This window comes from Streptomyces sp. NBC_00299, from assembly GCF_036173045.1.
Taxonomy (GTDB): Bacteria; Actinomycetota; Actinomycetes; order Streptomycetales; family Streptomycetaceae; genus Streptomyces; species Streptomyces machairae.
In genome coordinates this window covers 3080509-3096737 of record NZ_CP108039.1, presented here as the reverse complement: position 1 = coordinate 3096737, position 16229 = coordinate 3080509, and the positions used below count along the sequence as shown (strand labels likewise).

Sequence of the window (16229 nt, the reverse complement as noted above, 5' to 3'; positions counted from 1 at the left end):
CGCGGGCCTACTCGGTGACCATCACAGGATCAATCGGGAAGGTACGTCCTTCTCGCCCAACCCAAGGTTGATCCACAGGTCTTGAGCATTGCTCGCGGCAAGGAGTACGACAAGGTGTACGAGCTGCTGCGGGCGGCACTGGCCGAGGCGAACAAGGTGGGGGTGGCCACCTTCGTCATGCGGGGCAAGCAGTACCTGACCGCCCTCCGGGCAGAGGACAAGATCCTGGTGCTCCAGACCCTCCACTGGGCCGACGAGGTCCGTGACCCGGGCAAGGAACTGCCCGAGCTGCCTTCCGGACGGGCCGGGCGCGGCAAGGAACTGCAGATGGCGCTGCAACTGATCGAGGCCCTCAGCGGCGACTGGGAGCCTGCCCGCTACCACGACACCTACCAGGAGCAGGTGCGTGAGCTGGTGAAGGCGAAGGCCGAGGGACAGGAGGTCGCCCTAGCCGAGGAGGCGCCCACCGCGACAAACGTCGTCGACCTCATGCAGGCCTTGCAGAGCAGCCTCGATGCCGCCGGCACCGGCCGCGGTGGGCGTGCGGCCGCCGGTCGGCAAACACCGTCCACACGCCGCAAGACCGCACGCCCGTCGGGGGCGAAGACGGCGAAGAAGACGGCCTCAAGGAAGGCCCCGCCGAAGCAGGCGCGTGCGTCGACGAGGGATCGCGGCCACAGGGCGGGCAAGAGCGAGCTGCAGAAGCTGACCAAGGCGGAGCTGTACCAGCGGGCGACCGAACAGGACCTCCCCGGCCGATCGAAGATGAGCCGCGACCAGCTCATCGACGCTCTCACGCGTACCGGACGCCGCCGGAAGAAGAGTGCCGCCTGACTCCCTTCAAGGCGGCCCGGTGTCCCCGGAGGCTGACCGGTTGGCGCACGAGATCGTCGCACGCATCCCGTCCGAGAACTGAGGAGGCCTGCTGACCAGGTCAGCAGCGTTGGCGACCTTGAGCGCCACAGCCGCGCTCACGTGGGCATCTTCGCCGTCCGAGACGGTTACGTCTGCGAGCGCGCGCTGACGTAGCGCACGGCTGGTCCCCACTGCTCCTTCGCCGATGCCATGCACCACTGGCACAGCGGGTTCTGGGGTCGGCCATGTGGCGCGAGGCATCGTTGGACGACTCGTTGCTGCTCAGGGCAGATCCGGCACGGTAGCGGATGCAACAGGTGTGGCGCGATCGCTGGATCGAGCGACGGGGCTGAGTGGTCAACTTCGACATGGACACCCGCCTGCACCGCTGTGCTGTCCCCGTGCCTCCGCTGCACCCATAACCGAAGAGGAGCGTGGTGTGACGGCCCGGCCGTCGCAGGCGCTGCAGGCTCTCAGTATTTTCACTCCGGAGAGCCATACATAAGGAGGTTTCCCGGCACGGGCTGCGCCATGGTGTTCATCATGTGGGGCATGAAGAGTGGGCGGGGGCGGCTTGCCGCGTGGCTGTACGGCATGGGGGCGGTGCTGGGGTTCGGGGTGGCGGCGCTGATGCTTCCGGGGGCCAAGCGGGGGGACATTGACCCACTGAGCGCGGTGATCGCCTTGGCGGGGCTGTCCGTCAGCGGGTGGGCCGGTCATCTCGCTTGGCTCTCCTGGCGGCACCAGGAGACCGACGTCGCGGGCACGGCGAGCAGGCTCGCCGCAGCGGTGCTCGACTCCGAGACCAGGGCCAGAAAGCGGCTGCTAGGTGGGCACGGCAGATCGATCGATCTGGACTTCGTCTACATGCCAGCACCCCATCACAACGCGTTGGGGGCCCGGCCCAGGGGGAGTTCGCGCAAGGTCGTGGCCTATTACCGCCGACTGCGCCCTGGCCGACTGGTGATCACCGGACCGCCCGGGGCAGGAAAGACCCTACTAACCCTGGAGCTGATCCTCGGCTTGCTCCAGGACCGCAGGCCCGACGATCCGGTGCCCGTGCGGCTGTCACTGTCGTCGTGGCATACCCTGCTCGCCCCGGCGTCCGCCGCCCGTCCGGGCGAGGACCCGGTGAAGGCTCTGCGGGAATGGGTCTGTTCATATCTGGTGGATTCTCACCGCCTCTCCGAGGCTGCCGCGGGCGCGCTGTTCGACGCCGGAATGGTGCTGCCGGTGCTCGACGGGCTGGACGAGATGGCCGCGGAGAACGCTCCGGACTACACCTCCCAGGCCCGGCGGGCGCTCGACGCGCTCAACTCCTACCAGCGCGGGCTGGACAGCGCGAAGCTGGTGTTGACCTGCCGCACCGAGCAGTACCGGGCGCTGGAGTCGGCGCGCGTGTGGCTCAAGGACGCGGCCCGGGTGGATATCAGCAGTGTGCGGCCGACCAGAGGCCGGGCGTTCATTGAGAGCAGGACGGACGACCCCGCGCGATGGGCCGGGGTGCTTGACGAGATCTACGGCTCCGCCGCCACGCCTCTTGCCGCGCGGCTCGCCACGCCCTGGCGGCTGACCCTGGCCGCGGTCGTGTACGAACAGCGGGACCCAGCCACGGGCGCGTACGTGCGGGACCCCCGTGAACTGGTGGAGCCGAACTCGGACGGGGACCGTGCCCTGCGCGATCGTCTGCTCGGCCTCTTCGTCGAAGCGGCCGTCGCGAGTCATCCGGCGCCTCGCGGCGCGCTCTACTCTGCCGACCAGACACGTACGTGGTTACGGACCCTGGCCGTCTACCTGCACCGCAATGAGGCCGAAGGCCGCTCGGTGCGGGGCCGTCGGCTGTCCGGCACCGATGTGGTCCCGCACGCCCTCTGGCCTCTTGCCGGGACGTACCTGCCGCGCGTCGTACACTGCCTTGTCCTAGCGCCAGTGTGGGTGATCCTGCCCTGGCTCGGCGTGCGTTTCTGGACGATGCTCTACAGCGACCTGGCGGTCCAGGTTGCAGTGTTTCTGTGCACCGAACTCCTGGCGTTGTGGGCGACCGAGGCATGGCAGGCGTGGCCGACGATGGAGCGGGCCCTGCCGAGGAACCTCTTCTCCCGTAGCGGGGCCCGCGGTCTGCGGTTCGGCTGCGGCTGGGGCCTGATACTCGGCGCCGTCGTCTGTATACCGGCCAGCTTCGCGCTGGAGCTGGGGCTGACGTTCTCTCTCGGGGCCGCCCTCTGGATGACCCTTTTTCTGACTGTGTGGCTGGGCCTGGGGGCGATGAGGCTCGAGGATCCGCAGGCGGCGGACATCGCGGACCCACGGCACTTCCTGCGCGCCGATGTCGTAAGCACGCTCGGCCGCGGCGTCATGGTTGGGCTCCTCGTGGCACCAATCGTCGTCTTCGTCATCGCGCCGGGCCTCGAGGTCCCGGTTTCTGTCGGACTCTCCTGGCAGCTAGGTGTGACGCTGGCGTTCGCCCTGGTGGCAGCGTCCAGTGCTTACCGCTATTTCGCTTTGCTGCTGTGCACGCGCCGTGGAAGCCGTCGCTTGCCGTGGCGGCTCGGTGCGTTCCTTGCTTGGGCAGAGTCGGCAGGCTTGCTGCGAGTCGCCGGCGTCGCCTACCAGTTCCGGCACCGTGAGTTGCAGGACTGGCTCGTCGGTCCCGCGCAGGATCCATAGCAGCGGGACGACTCCACGCGGGGGACCGGCTGGTCACTCACGCTGGTTCAAGGCTCGGTCAACTGACGGTTGGCCTCCAGGTCAGCCTCGCGTTCTTCCAAGGCGGTGGTCAGAGCGACAGTGCGCTGTTCGAGCCTGGTGATCGTCCGCTCGAGTTCCTCGGTGTCGGCAGGGCCGCCCAGACCGGACTCGCGCCACGCCCTGTTCCTCAGATGGCGGGAGAGGTGTTCCTCTAGTTGCTGGACTCGTGCAAATAGGCGGGCGCCGCGGGCGTTGGCGTTGATCAGGTCCGCCTGCAGCCTCCGATCGTGCAACAACCCGCTGCAGAGCCACACCCCCCGAGAACGAGTCCCAGGAGTTCAACGAGCCCACCCCACCCCACGTCACACCACAGCGAACCCACCCCGAGAGAAAGAGGACTGCCGCCGCGGCCGTACTTGTGCGTCTTGCGCTGACTTCTCTGCACTAACTGGGGGTGCCCGCTGACGAGTGTCAATCAGGTGATTCCGGGGCGGTGTAGACGGCGGCTGAGAGGGACTCGGCTGCTCCGGGAATCCCGCGCGTGAACGTGAAGGTCAGGCTCGACGACCCCGCCAGCTCCCCACCCGAGCCCAGCAAGGAGATCTGCCCTTTTGCGCTGACCTCGGCGCTGATCGTGACTTCATTGAGCTGAAATTCGCCGCAGTTCACCGAAAGTCCTGCAATGATCGAACGCATCGAGTCAAGAAACCCGGTGACCCGATGCTGGAAGACGTCGATGGGAATCTCGCCCCGACCGACACGCCATTCCTGCGGACGCCTGAACAGGGAGCGATCGTCGCTGTCCTCTAGCCCAAGCACCCGTACCGCGTCGGGGCTCTTCGCTACATCGGTCTGCGGCTCGCCAGGCTTTGGCTTGTCAATTTGCTCAAACATGGACATCCTCCGTGAGCTCGTGACAGACATGAAGTTGTGGGTCCGCATAAGCGGCGTACGCGATGCCGAGCGGGTTCCCGTGCGTGTGCAACAGGCTGCTACGGGCTTCGAAAACCGATCGACCGAGCGGGAGACGGCGTAGCAGAAACGGTTCGTACAGGGCCTTGGAGAATTCCGCTGCTACCCCGTCCGGTACTTCAATCTCGCTGCCGATGAAGCCGCGGTTTCCGTTCATCAGGAAGAGATAGGGAAAGGAGAGGGCGCTGGTCGCGTGCATGCGGGCCGCACCGCAAGCATTCATGACCACGAGCGGCATCTCACAGCTGTCCTGATCGGGGCGGGACTTCAGCCCGAGGAGGTCTTCCCCGATGGTGCCGAGCTTCACCCGCAGCTCCTGACCACCGCCGCTCAGCTCGATCTCATTGTCGAGGGGGCTGTTGAGCGTCGCGTAGCAATGGCAGGCGAAGTGCAGAATCTGGTCGGGCATGCTCCGAAGCTCACCGGCGAGTGACCGCCGAGGATCGAAGATCTGCTCCGCCAGGGTGGCCGCCCCAGTGTCGCCGTAGGGATACGGCCCGTCGACTTCCACCCGGTGTGCTGCCGTCGAGGTGAACCAGCTGAGCTCCTTCCGGGCGCCCTCGAGGCTCTCATGATGAAGAAAACGCAGCGGCAGCCGCCCGCCCGGTGTGACTTCCAGGCACAGGCCCGAGGGGGGAGCAGGCAGCAGCATCGTGCGCTTGACCATGCACGAGAAGCCGACCAGCGTGCGGCATTCAGCGATCAGCTCCTCACGGTTTCCGGGCGCGTTTGGATACATCCGGTAGAGCGGAAGCAGTTCGAGGGGGAGGAAGGTGTCTTTATCGCCGATGCACTCCACGAGCGGTGGCTGCAAGTCCGGGTTGCGGCCGTAGGGCAGCGCGCTGTTCCAGAAGGTCTGGAGCCCCTGGATGACGTCGGCCTGAAGACCGAACAGGAGGAAGGCAAGCCGTTGGCCGATCCTGTGCAGGGTGTTGAACACCTTGGGAACGTCCCGATCGTCCACGTCCAGAGCCGGTAGCACGTCCTTGAGCTCCAGCAGGCCTACATCGAGCGCACGCCGCGCCTCTTCCAGGACCCCTCGTTGGGCCAGGGTCACCCTGACAGACGGAGTGCCGTTGCGGGCATGGAAGGCGATGTGTGTCTGCTCGGCATGGTGCACATGTACGGTGACGTCAGCGTCCAGGCTTCCGGTCATCCGGGATCCTCCCCCGTATCGGCTGGGGAGGCAGCCCTAACCGCGATAGAGACGGCGATCACCTGAAGGAGCCGGCCGCTCTGATAGAGCTGGAACCACACCTCGTGAAGGCCTTCTGCGTCCGGCAGTTGGAAGCGGAAGACCGTCTGTGCCTCCGTCTGGGTCCGCAGGGTCCGTCGGTGTGGACTGGGATTGAGCGTTGGGCTGTCCACTATGGCTTCGAAATCGACGGTCGGCGCATCTCTGCCCCCTTCGACATGCACTGGTTCAAGGGCGAAGAACTGCCGATCGGGGACGGTCTGCTGGGTGGAAGCGGCATCCCGCGCACGGGGATCGCGTACCACGAAGAGGACCAGACCGAGGCGTTGCCCGGCGGACGCGACGACGGTTGTGGCGTAAGCCGCTCCGCCAGTCGGCCCGGTACCTCCCGCCCCGTCCGCCGCGTATCCGAGACCGGCTTCGAGCTGGAGAGCGAAATAGCCGGTGAAGTTCACCAACGGCGGCCCGATGACGGATTCTTCGATCCCCTCGCGCAGCGCCTGCCGCAGCTCCTGGGCCGAGTTCTCCTTGATGTCAGCCACTTGGCGCCCGAGACGCTCACCGACCGACTTCGAGGTGCGCTGAGCGACCTCCTGTGCGAGCCTGCCCAGATCCTTCTTGCCGAGGCGCCCGGGAGTGAGGCGCTGGGCCAGGGCTTCGTGCTCGTCCCGCAGCACCTCGCAGACCTCCCGAAGCACCCGATTGGATACCTCGGACACCAGGCTCTCGCGGCTGACGGCGGACACTTCGACGGCAGCAGCAGTCTCTGCGACGCCGGACCAGACGAGCGGCCGGTCGTATCCCCCAGGCCCCTCCAGTACGTCGCTGAGCGCGATCAGCTCGGCATTGCTGCTCGGCGGGGGCAGCCGCACCGCTTCGGCGAGATCGAAGCGGTACACCTCCACGGCGCTCACGCGGTGCTCGTAGGCTTCCACGAGCCGCCGCCGGCCCAGTGCCAGCGCAGCCAGGGCGATCAGAAAAGGGCCGATGAACAACATCGCCAAGCCGCCGCCGGATTGAGACCGGGCGACTACACCTGCCGCGAACACCCAACTCAGCCCGGTGCAGACCGCGCTGGCGGCCGTGACGCGTAGCAGCGCAACATCCCGGCTCCTACGGTGCGCTTCACGCTTAACTTCGAGCGAGGCGACCAATTCGATCCGAGGCCACACCCTGTCGACGACCAGGCCGGTGGTGAGCGCCGCCGCGATAGCGGTGTCATTGCCAGCGTCGGGGGAGAGCGGTCGGGCCAGGCGACTTAGAATTCCGGGGGCTACGCGGTGCTGGTCGAACTCCTGCCTGATCTGCTCCTGGTCGCGCCACGCCCGCTCCCGTTCGAACTGTGCCGGCTCCCACTCAAATCGCGCCCGCTCCTGTTCGAACCGCGCTCGCTCCCGGTGCAGGTCATCCCCCTCCCACTCGTGCGGCGACCGCGCATGCAGCTCGTACTCCCGCCAGTGCCGCTCGGCCTCCGACCACCCTCTGTCAAGGTTTCGGCCGTACCGCGACGGCACCCTCTGCCGCACGTAATGAGCGGCCGCCTCCACAAGGTGAGGCGCATACCCTGGGCGCAGCCAGCCGAGGATCAGCCCTTGAAGCATCAACAAGAACGCTGCCGCGATCGCCAATTCAGCCATGCCGACCAGGACGTCGGCCAAGCTGGTGCCCGGACGTCCTGCGTCATCAAGCACCGCCCACACGACCGCGCCCAGGGGAAGGACTAGGCCAGCGGCGCGTGCCCACAGCGGGACCACGTCCCCGGGAGGAGGCTCGATCGCTTCCGGACCGCTCCTGCGCAAGCCTATGGACCAGGTCAGGGCGGGCCAGGAATCCATCAACCACAGGCCGCCAAGTATCCCGATCAGCCAGAGCCCTCCGACAAGCCCCGCGGAGACTGAATGACCGTCACTAGCGAGCTTGGCTACGACCGCGCCCAGACCTGCCGTGAAGAGCAAGGTCAGACCCCAGCCGGGCCAACCGTCCAGGTTATCCGCACCGCGCGAGCGGTAGATGAGCGCGATCAGGCCGAGGGCAGCTGGCCCGGCCGTGAGTCCCGCGCCCAGTGGCTGGTCATCCGCCATCAGGCAGACAAACAGCCAGCCAAAGGCTGCAGCCGAGAGAGCGACGCCGACTATGACAACGACTAGCTCGTGGTCGTCCATCCTGCTCTCCCGGACGACTAGGCCCGTCCAGAACACCAGGACCGCAAGTGCCACCCCGCCCGCGAGCCACGCCGGCCCAGATCGGCCGTCGATAGCGAAGACGACTGTGAGCCAGACGAGGCCGATCTCCGAGAACAATGCCAGTACTCCGAAGACAACGCCCTTCCGAAGGCCCGAAGCCTCGCGTGGGGCGGTCAGCGCCAGCCCGACGTACAACACCGCGTATCCGCTGGCCGCGGCCGCAATGGCGGCGGCCAGCAGTCCAAGGGCGAGGAGACCGATACTGCTGTCCGCCATGCTCCACCTGAGGAGCTGAATCGCTACGAGGCCAAGACCCGCGGTAACCACCAGGAGCGCGGAGGCGAAAGCGGCGTGCCGCATTCTCGATTCCGAGGTCATTCCCATCCCCTGTCAGGGGGTCGCCCGTCACCCATTCCACGGGCCAGGCGGATTAACCATGGCAACAGTGGCAGGTGGCCCGTCGGCGACTTTGTGGCAGACGATGAACGCCAACCGGCGCTGCGAACCACACCTACAACTCTGCTCCCCGACGGCCACACGAGCAACGCGGAGGATCTCCTGACCGCTTGCACGCCAAGGGCAAGTAAACGGATTCACCGGCTTGGTCGGCGGCTCGGGCCGGCAGCTGCCACGCGGCACCTAGACCAGGCGGTGTCGGCCGATGCCTGACCTTGTGGCCGGCCGTGACATCCGGGCGCAGACGTGTGTAGCGCAGCGGTGTTGGAAGGCGCTGCCTCGGTCGGTGGCGGTGTCTGCGCTGATCTCCGCGACGAAGGCGGAGCGGACCAGAATCGTGGGAGGAAATCGCAGCTGCCCACATCGAGGCGAACTGCACCTTGTCCACGGGTGGTCGGGGCCGGCCTAGTCAAGGTGGGCGGCAAGCGACGAGAAGCGTCCGGGTCCAGCTGAGTGGTGCTGCCGAGTCAATGCGGCCGGTGAACGGATGGTTGTCGTCAAGCGCGAGTTCTCTGGGTGCGGACGACAGGCTCAAAGACATCATCAGAAGGGTCGAGGACGGCACGCTCGGGGTGCCAGGTCTTCAGCTCGGCGTCGGACCCGACGCGGGAGCAGTCGCTGGCCCCTCGATCAGGTCGCGGCGTAGGTCGTGCAGATCCCTCTCTTGACGACCGGAGATCGGCCTGTCCAATGAGACACAGAAGGTGCAGTGAACAGGTGCCTCTTGCGACTTCCAATGCGTGAACCTCTCGGGAGGTCGTCGCGGAATCCGCGCAGGTCAGCCCCGTCGTGCGGCGTGGTCGGCGTGTCGGCATCCCGGGAGGCGAACTGGGTGGCACGGTGCTGCCGGCGATCGTGTCGTGCCTGCCCGTGTTGCGACCCGGCGCGGCAGCGCCGGGGCGCCGCCTGGGTGGCTAAGTCGAGCATGTGCAGCTGAATGTCGGGCTGGCAGTGGTTGCACGCCCGTAGCCCTGTGGCGAGTAGCCGACGGGCTTCGTCGCGGTTGACCGGACGGCGTCGCTTGCCTGCCATGTAGCAGTCGCCGGCGTGAACCTGGACGGGTGCCCGTTCGGCGCCGATGCCGAGTTCGACGATCCAGTCCGGCGGCTGCGGGCGGTTGCGCCGACCGCGTTCCTCTTCGGCCTGCCGTCGCTGCAGGTCTGCGATCTTGCGGTCGATGCGCTCCATCCAGAGGGCGTGCCAGACCCGCAGGGTCCGCAAGCGTTCCAGGTCGGGCGGCAGGTCGTCGAACACATTTTTGATTCTATGCTCGTGATCCACCTCCGCATCCCTCGCGTGTGTCCTGTGTCCGGTGACACCGAACCTTGAGCGTGTGTCATCGAACCTTGACGGACGTGAGTTCGTGTCACCGAAGATTGAGCGCGCAGGTCAGAGGCCACGGGCGTAACGTCCCGCCGGCCTTCACGTTCGCCGGACGCTGGGAGGGCGCAGCGCCCCTGCATCCTCCGGACGCCGAGGCCATGAAAGGTTCGGATGTCCCTCCAGGCTGGCGGTGCAAGGATTGTCGAGTGACGTCCGAGCCGAGGCGCGCGAACCGCCTCTTCGCCGAAGTGGAGCGCCTCGCCGCGCAGAGTGAGCCGCCGGTGCATAACCAGCACGTGGTCTCTAAGGTGCTGCTCAAGCGGTTCGCCGAGCACTATCCGCGCCATGGCCTCCAGCTACTGTCGGTCGACCTTGCCTATCCGCAGCGTCCCCCCATGCGTAAGGGCCCGGGCGGCTGCGGCGTAGTGAAGGACTTCGTGGCCTTCGCCTCACAATCGCTGGAGCAGGTCTGGGGCAGCACGGAATCGCGACTACCGGAAGTCTTCAGCGCCCTGGACAACGGGATCGACCCCCCGGACTCCACCCTGGCCAAGGTCCTATTGGACACCGTCGCCCTTCATCTGGTGCGCTCACACACCTACCGCGACGTGCACTTTCGCACCTTCGATAAGCCCTACGCGCTGGTCTTCAACCTGCTCGTCAACGACTTGCAAGGGCAGTTGCGCGCAGCGGTACTGCGTGAGAAGGGACTGCACGTGGTGGGTCAAGGGGGCCTGGAACACTACGCCAGCGAGCTCCTGCAGGAGTGCGTGGACCTCTTCCAGAACCACGGCATGCTGCGGGTGCGCATGGAGGAGGTATACCACCAGGTCCGCGACCTGATCACCGACTACGGCATACGGATCCTCGTACCCCCGCGCGGGCAGGAGTTCCTCATCGGTGACGTCCCCGCCTTCACGCTGATCTTCGAGAAGAACGGTCTGCGTCGCAATGTAGGCGTGGCTAAGGCCACCACCGTCGTGATGCCACTCGGTCGGCACCACGCGCTAGCCGTCGCACGGCCCGACACTGACCCCACAGTCGTTGCATCCGTCGCCGCTCAGCTCAACCAGCTCCAGGTTCAGCAAGCCCGCTCGAAGGTGTACATGCACCCAGGCAGTGGCCTCGACGATTACGTACAGCAGCACGCTCCGAACCTGAGGGCATTCGGCCGGCAAGAGGTGTGATCGGCGCGACTCAGCAGTCGAGGTCACAACGGCGGCTTCCTCTCAACGAGCACGCGTGGTCCACGCCGCTCAACCTTCGATGGCACAAGCTCAAACTTCGGTGGCACAGGACATCCTGTGCCGTCGAAGCTTGATCGTTGCCATCGAAGGTTGAGCGGCCGGGGATGTCACCGCTGCGCGCTACGGTACCGACCGGAGGGGTGAGAGTGGATATTTACGAGATAGACCCGGCGACAGGCACGTACCTGGGGCCCCCGTACGACTCGGTGTACGTCTACGCGATCGGGACGGCCGACGCGCTGAAGGTCAAGATCGGTTACACCACAGGCCGCCTAGAACGTCGCCTGTCAGAGATCCAAGTAGGCTGCCCGCTACCTTTGGAGATCCTTTGGTGGGCTGAGGCTGGACCGGGCCTCGAAGAAGCACTGCACCGCATCTTCGCCCGGCAGCGCCTCCGCGGCGAATGGTTTGAACTCGGGCCGGAGCGACTGTCGATGTTTGACGCCCTGCACGAGGAGTTGTATTCCGAGAACTACGCGTTGATCGAACAGGACGCGGCGCAGCACCACGCCCGGCAGAAGGCCAGCCGCATCCGAGCCGCGCTGCTCGCTCAGCGCAAATCGCCCCCTCCAATTAGCGTGGCTCCTACCCAGGTACCACCGGCACCTCCGCCTCTGACGGCAGCCGTCATCCCCGGTGAACTTCACCTAACACTGCACTTGCCTCCGGACACCGCATCGGGCGGCACTGTGGAATGGATGGCCGTACTCGACCACGGTCAACAAGTTGCGCGGATTCCAACTCCGTCGACTCCAGGGCCTCACCTGCGTCTGAAGCGTTTCAGCAACCACAGGTCACGCTTCGTGGTCTTCGCTGGAAATCGCGCTGGCGTCTCCCTCCCTTCAGCTGCTATCGAGGTGACAGCTCGAACCAGTTAACGGCGGTCCGCATTCTCATCCCCCTGCATCGATCAAGGTTCGCTGGCACGCAGTCAACGTTCGGTGGCACCGGGCAGCGTGTTCTGTTCCGTCGCAGCGAAGGTTGAGCGTTCTCACCGAAAGCTGGTCGGTGAGCTTCCTTTTCATCGAAGGTTGGGCGGGCTGACCAGCAAGGCGTGAAACGTCCCAGGGCGGTGCGAGGACGTCACCCGTTTTACGGCCGTCAGTACTCAGCGGATCGGCGCCCCATCTTCTATGGGAAGCGCACGGCCTGGGAGGTAGGCGAGACTCGACCATCAGTCATGGCCCGCACTGTTGAACGGATCCTCGACACAGCCTGAAAAACAGTCCGCGGCGTACCCCAAAGGGATGAGAGCCTGCGGACATGGGGCATCACTCCTATCTGGTCGTCGGCGACTCCCAGTTCCTCTACACCCGCGATGACTACAACGAGGAACTGGCAGCGCTCTTCAATGAGACCGACCGTGAGCTCAGCGTCACTGACGGCAGCGACGTCACATCTGGCGACGAGCTGGATGAGAGCGCGTGCGCGCTCGGGTACTACACCACGGCCAACGCTCTGCGGCAGCGCCTGCACGTGCAGGGCTTCACCTCGAGTCGTGCCCTTGCCGACCTGGCAGAGGGCATCGCGCAATGGCGCAAGACCTACGACAGCCAGAGCCAGTTCCGGGAACTAGAAGGGCGGGGCGAGAGAGTGTTTCAGACCCTTGTCCGGCGCCCTCGTGAGCCCGCCGAGCTGCTCGCAGCCATCGGCGAGGCGATCCGACCGCACCGGTCGGAGAAATCGTTCGCCACGGTCCAGGAGTACTTCCAGTACGAGGACGAGTTCGCCGAGACCGTCAGTGACGTCCAGGAGCTTCGCTGGTTCGTCGGGGAACGCAGCCTCGTACGGCTGATCATCGACCAAGCACCAGACGACACGCGGGCCGGGCTGGACCTGGGCGAGCTGACTGGCTGCTGCGTAAGCCTGGACGCGACCCAGCCCATCGCAGGACCGACACGTGAGCGTCAGCTCGCGGCCCTGCCCGATAGTGCCCCGCTGATCGTGCTCACTGAAGGAAGCACCGACTCCAGGCTCCTCACCGAGGCGATGCATGTAACACACCCGCACCTCGTTGGCTTCGTCCGCTTCATCGACTACACGGGAACGAAGGCCCGCGGCAGCGCTGGCGCGCTCGCGATCATGGTCAATGCGTTCATCGCGGCCGGCGTCGCCAACCGCTTCGTAGCTATCGCCGACAACGACGCCGGCGGACATGAGGCTCTCGCCAAACTGAAGAGACAGAAGTTGCCAGTGGGATGTCAGGTGCTGCACTACCCGGACCTCCCCTTACTGGCCAGCTACCCCACCGTGGATTCGGCGTCCGCAACCGTGTCGCTGACCAACGTGAACGGTGTCGCCGGCTCTCTGGAGATGTACCTCGGCGAAGACGTCCTGACGATCGACGGCACGCTGGCCCCAGTCCACCTGGGGACCTTCATCCCCGCCGTACGGTGCCGCCAGGGCGCGCTCTCGAAGTCGCACAAGGTCCTGGTACTGAAGGCGTTCGAGGAGAAGATCAAGAAAGCTCGGCTAGGGCAGCGCAGCGACACAAGCCACTGGAGCGGCGTGCACGCCATCATCGAGGGCATCGTCCAGGCCTTCGGCTGAAGGACGCAGGATCGTCCAACGCCCCGCGCAGGACATGCGCACATCGGCAACCGCTCAACCATTGGTGAGAGAACCGATCGTCACCAACGTGTCCAACCAGCACGCCTAGCCACCCCTGCCCCGCGCTGCCGCTCGGCCTCCCGCCTCTCCTCGGTGATCCACCCGTCTGACTGGGGCAAGGCCGCCGTCACTCCGCTGCTCCAAGGCGTTGCGCATAGGCGAGATCGAGCCAACTTCGAACCGGAAGATGATCATCCATGACTATCTGCGCAGATGGCTAAGAAGAAACCGCAGGTCAGGCGTCTGTAGGCTCACCTATAGAAACCTTGAAGAGCGGCAAAAGCCCTGCTCGGAAACGCAGTTGAGTTCGTGGCCGACGGCTGCCCTCGGTCACATCAACCCCACCTCGTGGCACATACCGTCTACGGAAACGCGGACGGGGACCGCCCGGGCATGGGCGATCCCCGCAGTGTCCGCATGCAATGCCCCAGCGAGAGCAAAGCAAGGACAGGCACATGGAAGCACAGATGTGGAAACCCCTGCGGATCGAGTACCGCCGCCCCCAGCTCCAGGACTGGATCAACGCGGCCACCCTCGGCACCGCAATCCACCTGCAATCGCAGGTCCCGACCGGATTCACCCTCGCAGCCGCGGTGGTCCTCCTCCGGTGCCTGCGATACCGCCGGACTGTCTGAATCCACACCCACCGGAGCCTCCTGTCACGCACGGCGGCAGGAGGCTCCGCCCATTTCCGCCACGCGCAGGCCGGGCGTCCGCACCGCTGGGCTGTCGAGGAGGAGGTGTCTAGGGTCATCACACGAGCCCCGCCCGACGCCATCGTGTACCCCACCCACCGCCATCGGCGCATCAGCGACCGAGCCTCGGGTGCAGTTGGTCTCGATCGCCTCACAGCTGTGGATCACGGCGTGCTGCTGGTCGTCAGCAGGTAGTTGTATTCGAGGATCACTCAGTCGGCCAAGGAAAACGGACGCGGCCAGACGCGGCAAGGCGGAAGAGTAGTCCTCAAGATCAAGCCAACTCCGACTGAGCCTCAAAATGCTAAGGGCGAGCCCTGTGCATGTGCGCTTACCATGCCCCGATGCGGCCAGAACCTGAACAGGTACTGCACTTCTCCGAGGACCCCACGATCACCCGCTTCATCCCGCGTGTTTCCCCAACCTCGAAAGATCGGGGGGCCTTTGTCTGGGCCGTCGACGCAGTCCGTGCCCCCGACTACTGGTTCCCCAAACAGTGTCCCCGGGCAATGGCATGGGTGACACCCGACACGTCTCCGTCAGACCGCGAACGGATCATCGGGCCTGGCGGGGGTGATCGAGTACACGCGATCGAGTACGACTGGCTGGAGGAGATCCGAAACGTCCGCCTCTACGCCTACCGGTTCGACTCCACGCCCTTCCGCTCGATTGGGGAGCCCGTCCCACGCGCCCACGTCGCGGAAGAACCCGTCGAGCCGCTGGGTCCACCCGAGCCCGTCGGCGATCTCCTTGCCCTGCACGCCGAGGCCGGCGTCCAGCTGCGGGTTTTGAACATCCTGTGGCCGTATTGGGAGACCATCACCTCAAGCACCCTCGGCTTCAACGGCATCCGGCTGCGCAACTCTCTCGGGCACCCCGCGCACCGACCCGAGGCCCGACCGCGAACGCTCCTCGGCCAAGCGGGCTCCGGCGGAGCGGGCTTGGAACGGCAGCGATAGGGGAGTGCCAGAGGACAACGAAGCGCGGCTCAGCTCTGACTGATTGCCCGTCAGCTCTCGGCAAAGGTCTGGGTCAGTGCCGTGATCTCGCCCAAAAGCTGCGGTACGTCCTCAAGACTGTCGAGTACCACGTCGGCTCCTGCTGAGGCCAGTTCGTGAGCGGTGGTCTTGCCTGACGCGATTCCAATCACTGAAGCGCCGCCTACGACTCCGGTGCGGACATCTTCGAGGGAGTCTCCGATGATGACGGTGTTGGAGCGAGTGAAGGCCACCCCGAGCTTGGCCTGAGCTCGCCTCTGTGCGACGGCGACGAGGGCCGGACGGTGCTCGTCGTCTGAGGAGTACCCGCCGATTTCCGTGTCCAGGAAGGCGTCGAGCCCAAACCCTTCGAGCTTCAGCAGTGCGCTGGACTTGAGGTTCCCCGTGACGACGGTCGGTACGCAGTGGTTCTGCTCGTGCACCGCTTTCAGGGCCGACACGGCACCCGGCATTAGGACGGCCTGATCGCGCAAGTCCTTCTCGTGCGCGGTGAGACACTTCGGCAGGAGTTCAACCATGCGCGGCAGCAGTAGGGGGACGTCCGATGCCGGCACCCCGTTTTCCAGGAGCAGGGATCGGATCGCGAGGGGCATGGTGACGCCGGTTCCCCGAGCCGGAAGCCGCTCGGCGGGGCGCCCAACGATCTCGGCGAAGGTCTCGCGGTATACCTGCCGATCGATCTCACCGACGTACAGCAGGGTGCGGTCTATGTCCCACAACACCAAGGACCGTCCGGCTTCAACCACTCCCAACTCCTTGTCTTTGACCAGAGCGGGACTGCCCCGCGGCTGCGAGCGTACGTGAGCTCACACCCGCCCATCATGTCGACGTAAGCGCCTGGCTACTCTCTGCGGCCGGGTGGTGAAGGTGGGTTTCCGGCACGTGCAGGATTCGCGCGGACAATCTGTCCGTAGGTACTTCCATGCCCACCTCTTGACTGGGGGGCGATGACCCTACTCACCCTGCGCCCGCTTCGTCACGGCATGCCCTGCTTCGGCCATGCGGTC

General features: G+C 65.8%; 12 protein-coding genes. 7 read left to right on the top strand and 5 right to left on the bottom strand.

The features are described from left to right. Positions 1-81: 81 nt before the first annotated feature. Both OHT51_RS13480 and OHT51_RS13475 read left to right on the top strand, forming a co-directional pair. Entirely contained in the window at positions 82-834 is a 753-nt protein-coding gene (locus OHT51_RS13480; RefSeq protein WP_328879169.1) for a Ku protein, read from the top strand. Between the two features lie 552 nt (positions 835-1386). Continuing rightward, positions 1387-3522: an NACHT domain-containing protein gene (locus OHT51_RS13475; protein WP_328879168.1), complete on the top strand. Its 2136-nt coding sequence runs from the start codon at positions 1387-1389 to the stop codon at positions 3520-3522. 492 nt (positions 3523-4014) lie between these two features. Here the strand turns inward: OHT51_RS13475 and OHT51_RS13470 are convergent, their stop codons facing one another. The 4 genes from OHT51_RS13470 to OHT51_RS13455 all read right to left on the bottom strand — a co-directional run bounded on the left by OHT51_RS13470 (position 4015) and on the right by OHT51_RS13455 (position 9603). Then, complete coding sequence (locus OHT51_RS13470; RefSeq protein WP_328879167.1) at positions 4015-4437, bottom strand: Pepco domain-containing protein; 423 nt, start codon at positions 4435-4437, stop codon at positions 4015-4017. Continuing rightward, on the bottom strand, positions 4430-5671 hold the full coding sequence (locus OHT51_RS13465; RefSeq protein WP_328879166.1) for a CHAT domain-containing protein: 1242 nt from the start codon (positions 5669-5671) through the stop codon (positions 4430-4432). Before OHT51_RS13465 ends, OHT51_RS13470 begins: the two co-directional genes overlap by 8 nt. Continuing rightward, positions 5668-8271 carry a hypothetical protein gene (locus OHT51_RS13460; RefSeq protein WP_328879165.1) on the bottom strand — a complete coding sequence of 868 codons (2604 nt, stop codon included), beginning with the start codon at positions 8269-8271 and terminating at the stop codon, positions 5668-5670. Before OHT51_RS13460 ends, OHT51_RS13465 begins: the two co-directional genes overlap by 4 nt. Positions 8272-8979: 708 nt before the next feature. Continuing rightward, positions 8980-9603 carry a DUF6233 domain-containing protein gene (locus OHT51_RS13455; protein WP_328879164.1) on the bottom strand — a complete coding sequence of 208 codons (624 nt, stop codon included), beginning with the start codon at positions 9601-9603 and terminating at the stop codon, positions 8980-8982. Between the two features lie 275 nt (positions 9604-9878). Between OHT51_RS13455 and OHT51_RS13450 the strand changes: the two genes are divergently transcribed. From OHT51_RS13450 to OHT51_RS13430, 5 genes are all read left to right on the top strand, one after another. After that, complete coding sequence (locus OHT51_RS13450) at positions 9879-10859, top strand: DUF4238 domain-containing protein (RefSeq protein ID WP_328879163.1); 981 nt, start codon at positions 9879-9881, stop codon at positions 10857-10859. A gap of 206 nt (positions 10860-11065) precedes the next feature. After that, positions 11066-11797: a GIY-YIG nuclease family protein gene (locus tag OHT51_RS13445; RefSeq protein ID WP_328879162.1), complete on the top strand. Its 732-nt coding sequence runs from the start codon at positions 11066-11068 to the stop codon at positions 11795-11797. A 385-nt stretch (positions 11798-12182) separates the two neighbouring features. Next, positions 12183-13469 carry a HEPN/Toprim-associated domain-containing protein gene (locus tag OHT51_RS13440; RefSeq protein ID WP_328879161.1) on the top strand — a complete coding sequence of 429 codons (1287 nt, stop codon included), beginning with the start codon at positions 12183-12185 and terminating at the stop codon, positions 13467-13469. 515 nt (positions 13470-13984) lie between these two features. Then, positions 13985-14164 (top strand): hypothetical protein, encoded by a 180-nt coding sequence (locus OHT51_RS13435; RefSeq protein WP_328879160.1) that lies wholly within the window; start codon positions 13985-13987, stop codon positions 14162-14164. A gap of 383 nt (positions 14165-14547) precedes the next feature. After that, complete coding sequence (locus tag OHT51_RS13430; RefSeq protein ID WP_328879159.1) at positions 14548-15183, top strand: DUF6886 family protein; 636 nt, start codon at positions 14548-14550, stop codon at positions 15181-15183. A gap of 50 nt (positions 15184-15233) precedes the next feature. Here the strand turns inward: OHT51_RS13430 and OHT51_RS13425 are convergent, their stop codons facing one another. Continuing rightward, complete coding sequence (locus OHT51_RS13425) at positions 15234-15968, bottom strand: HAD family hydrolase (protein WP_328879158.1); 735 nt, start codon at positions 15966-15968, stop codon at positions 15234-15236. Positions 15969-16229 lie beyond the last annotated feature (261 nt).

Bases quoted from the DNA above. Each gene is read 5' to 3' on its own strand.
- OHT51_RS13475 (WP_328879168.1), top strand. From the start codon at position 1,387: ATGGTGTTCATCATGTGGGGCATGAAGAGTGGGCGGGGGCGGCTTGCC.
- OHT51_RS13470 (WP_328879167.1), bottom strand. From the start codon at position 4,437: ATGTTTGAGCAAATTGACAAGCCAAAGCCTGGCGAGCCGCAGACCGAT.
- OHT51_RS13465 (WP_328879166.1), bottom strand. From the start codon at position 5,671: ATGACCGGAAGCCTGGACGCTGACGTCACCGTACATGTGCACCATGCC.
- OHT51_RS13460 (WP_328879165.1), bottom strand. From the start codon at position 8,271: ATGACCTCGGAATCGAGAATGCGGCACGCCGCTTTCGCCTCCGCGCTC.
- OHT51_RS13440 (WP_328879161.1), top strand. From the start codon at position 12,183: ATGGGGCATCACTCCTATCTGGTCGTCGGCGACTCCCAGTTCCTCTAC.
- OHT51_RS13435 (WP_328879160.1), top strand. From the start codon at position 13,985: ATGGAAGCACAGATGTGGAAACCCCTGCGGATCGAGTACCGCCGCCCC.
- OHT51_RS13430 (WP_328879159.1), top strand. From the start codon at position 14,548: ATGTGCGCTTACCATGCCCCGATGCGGCCAGAACCTGAACAGGTACTG.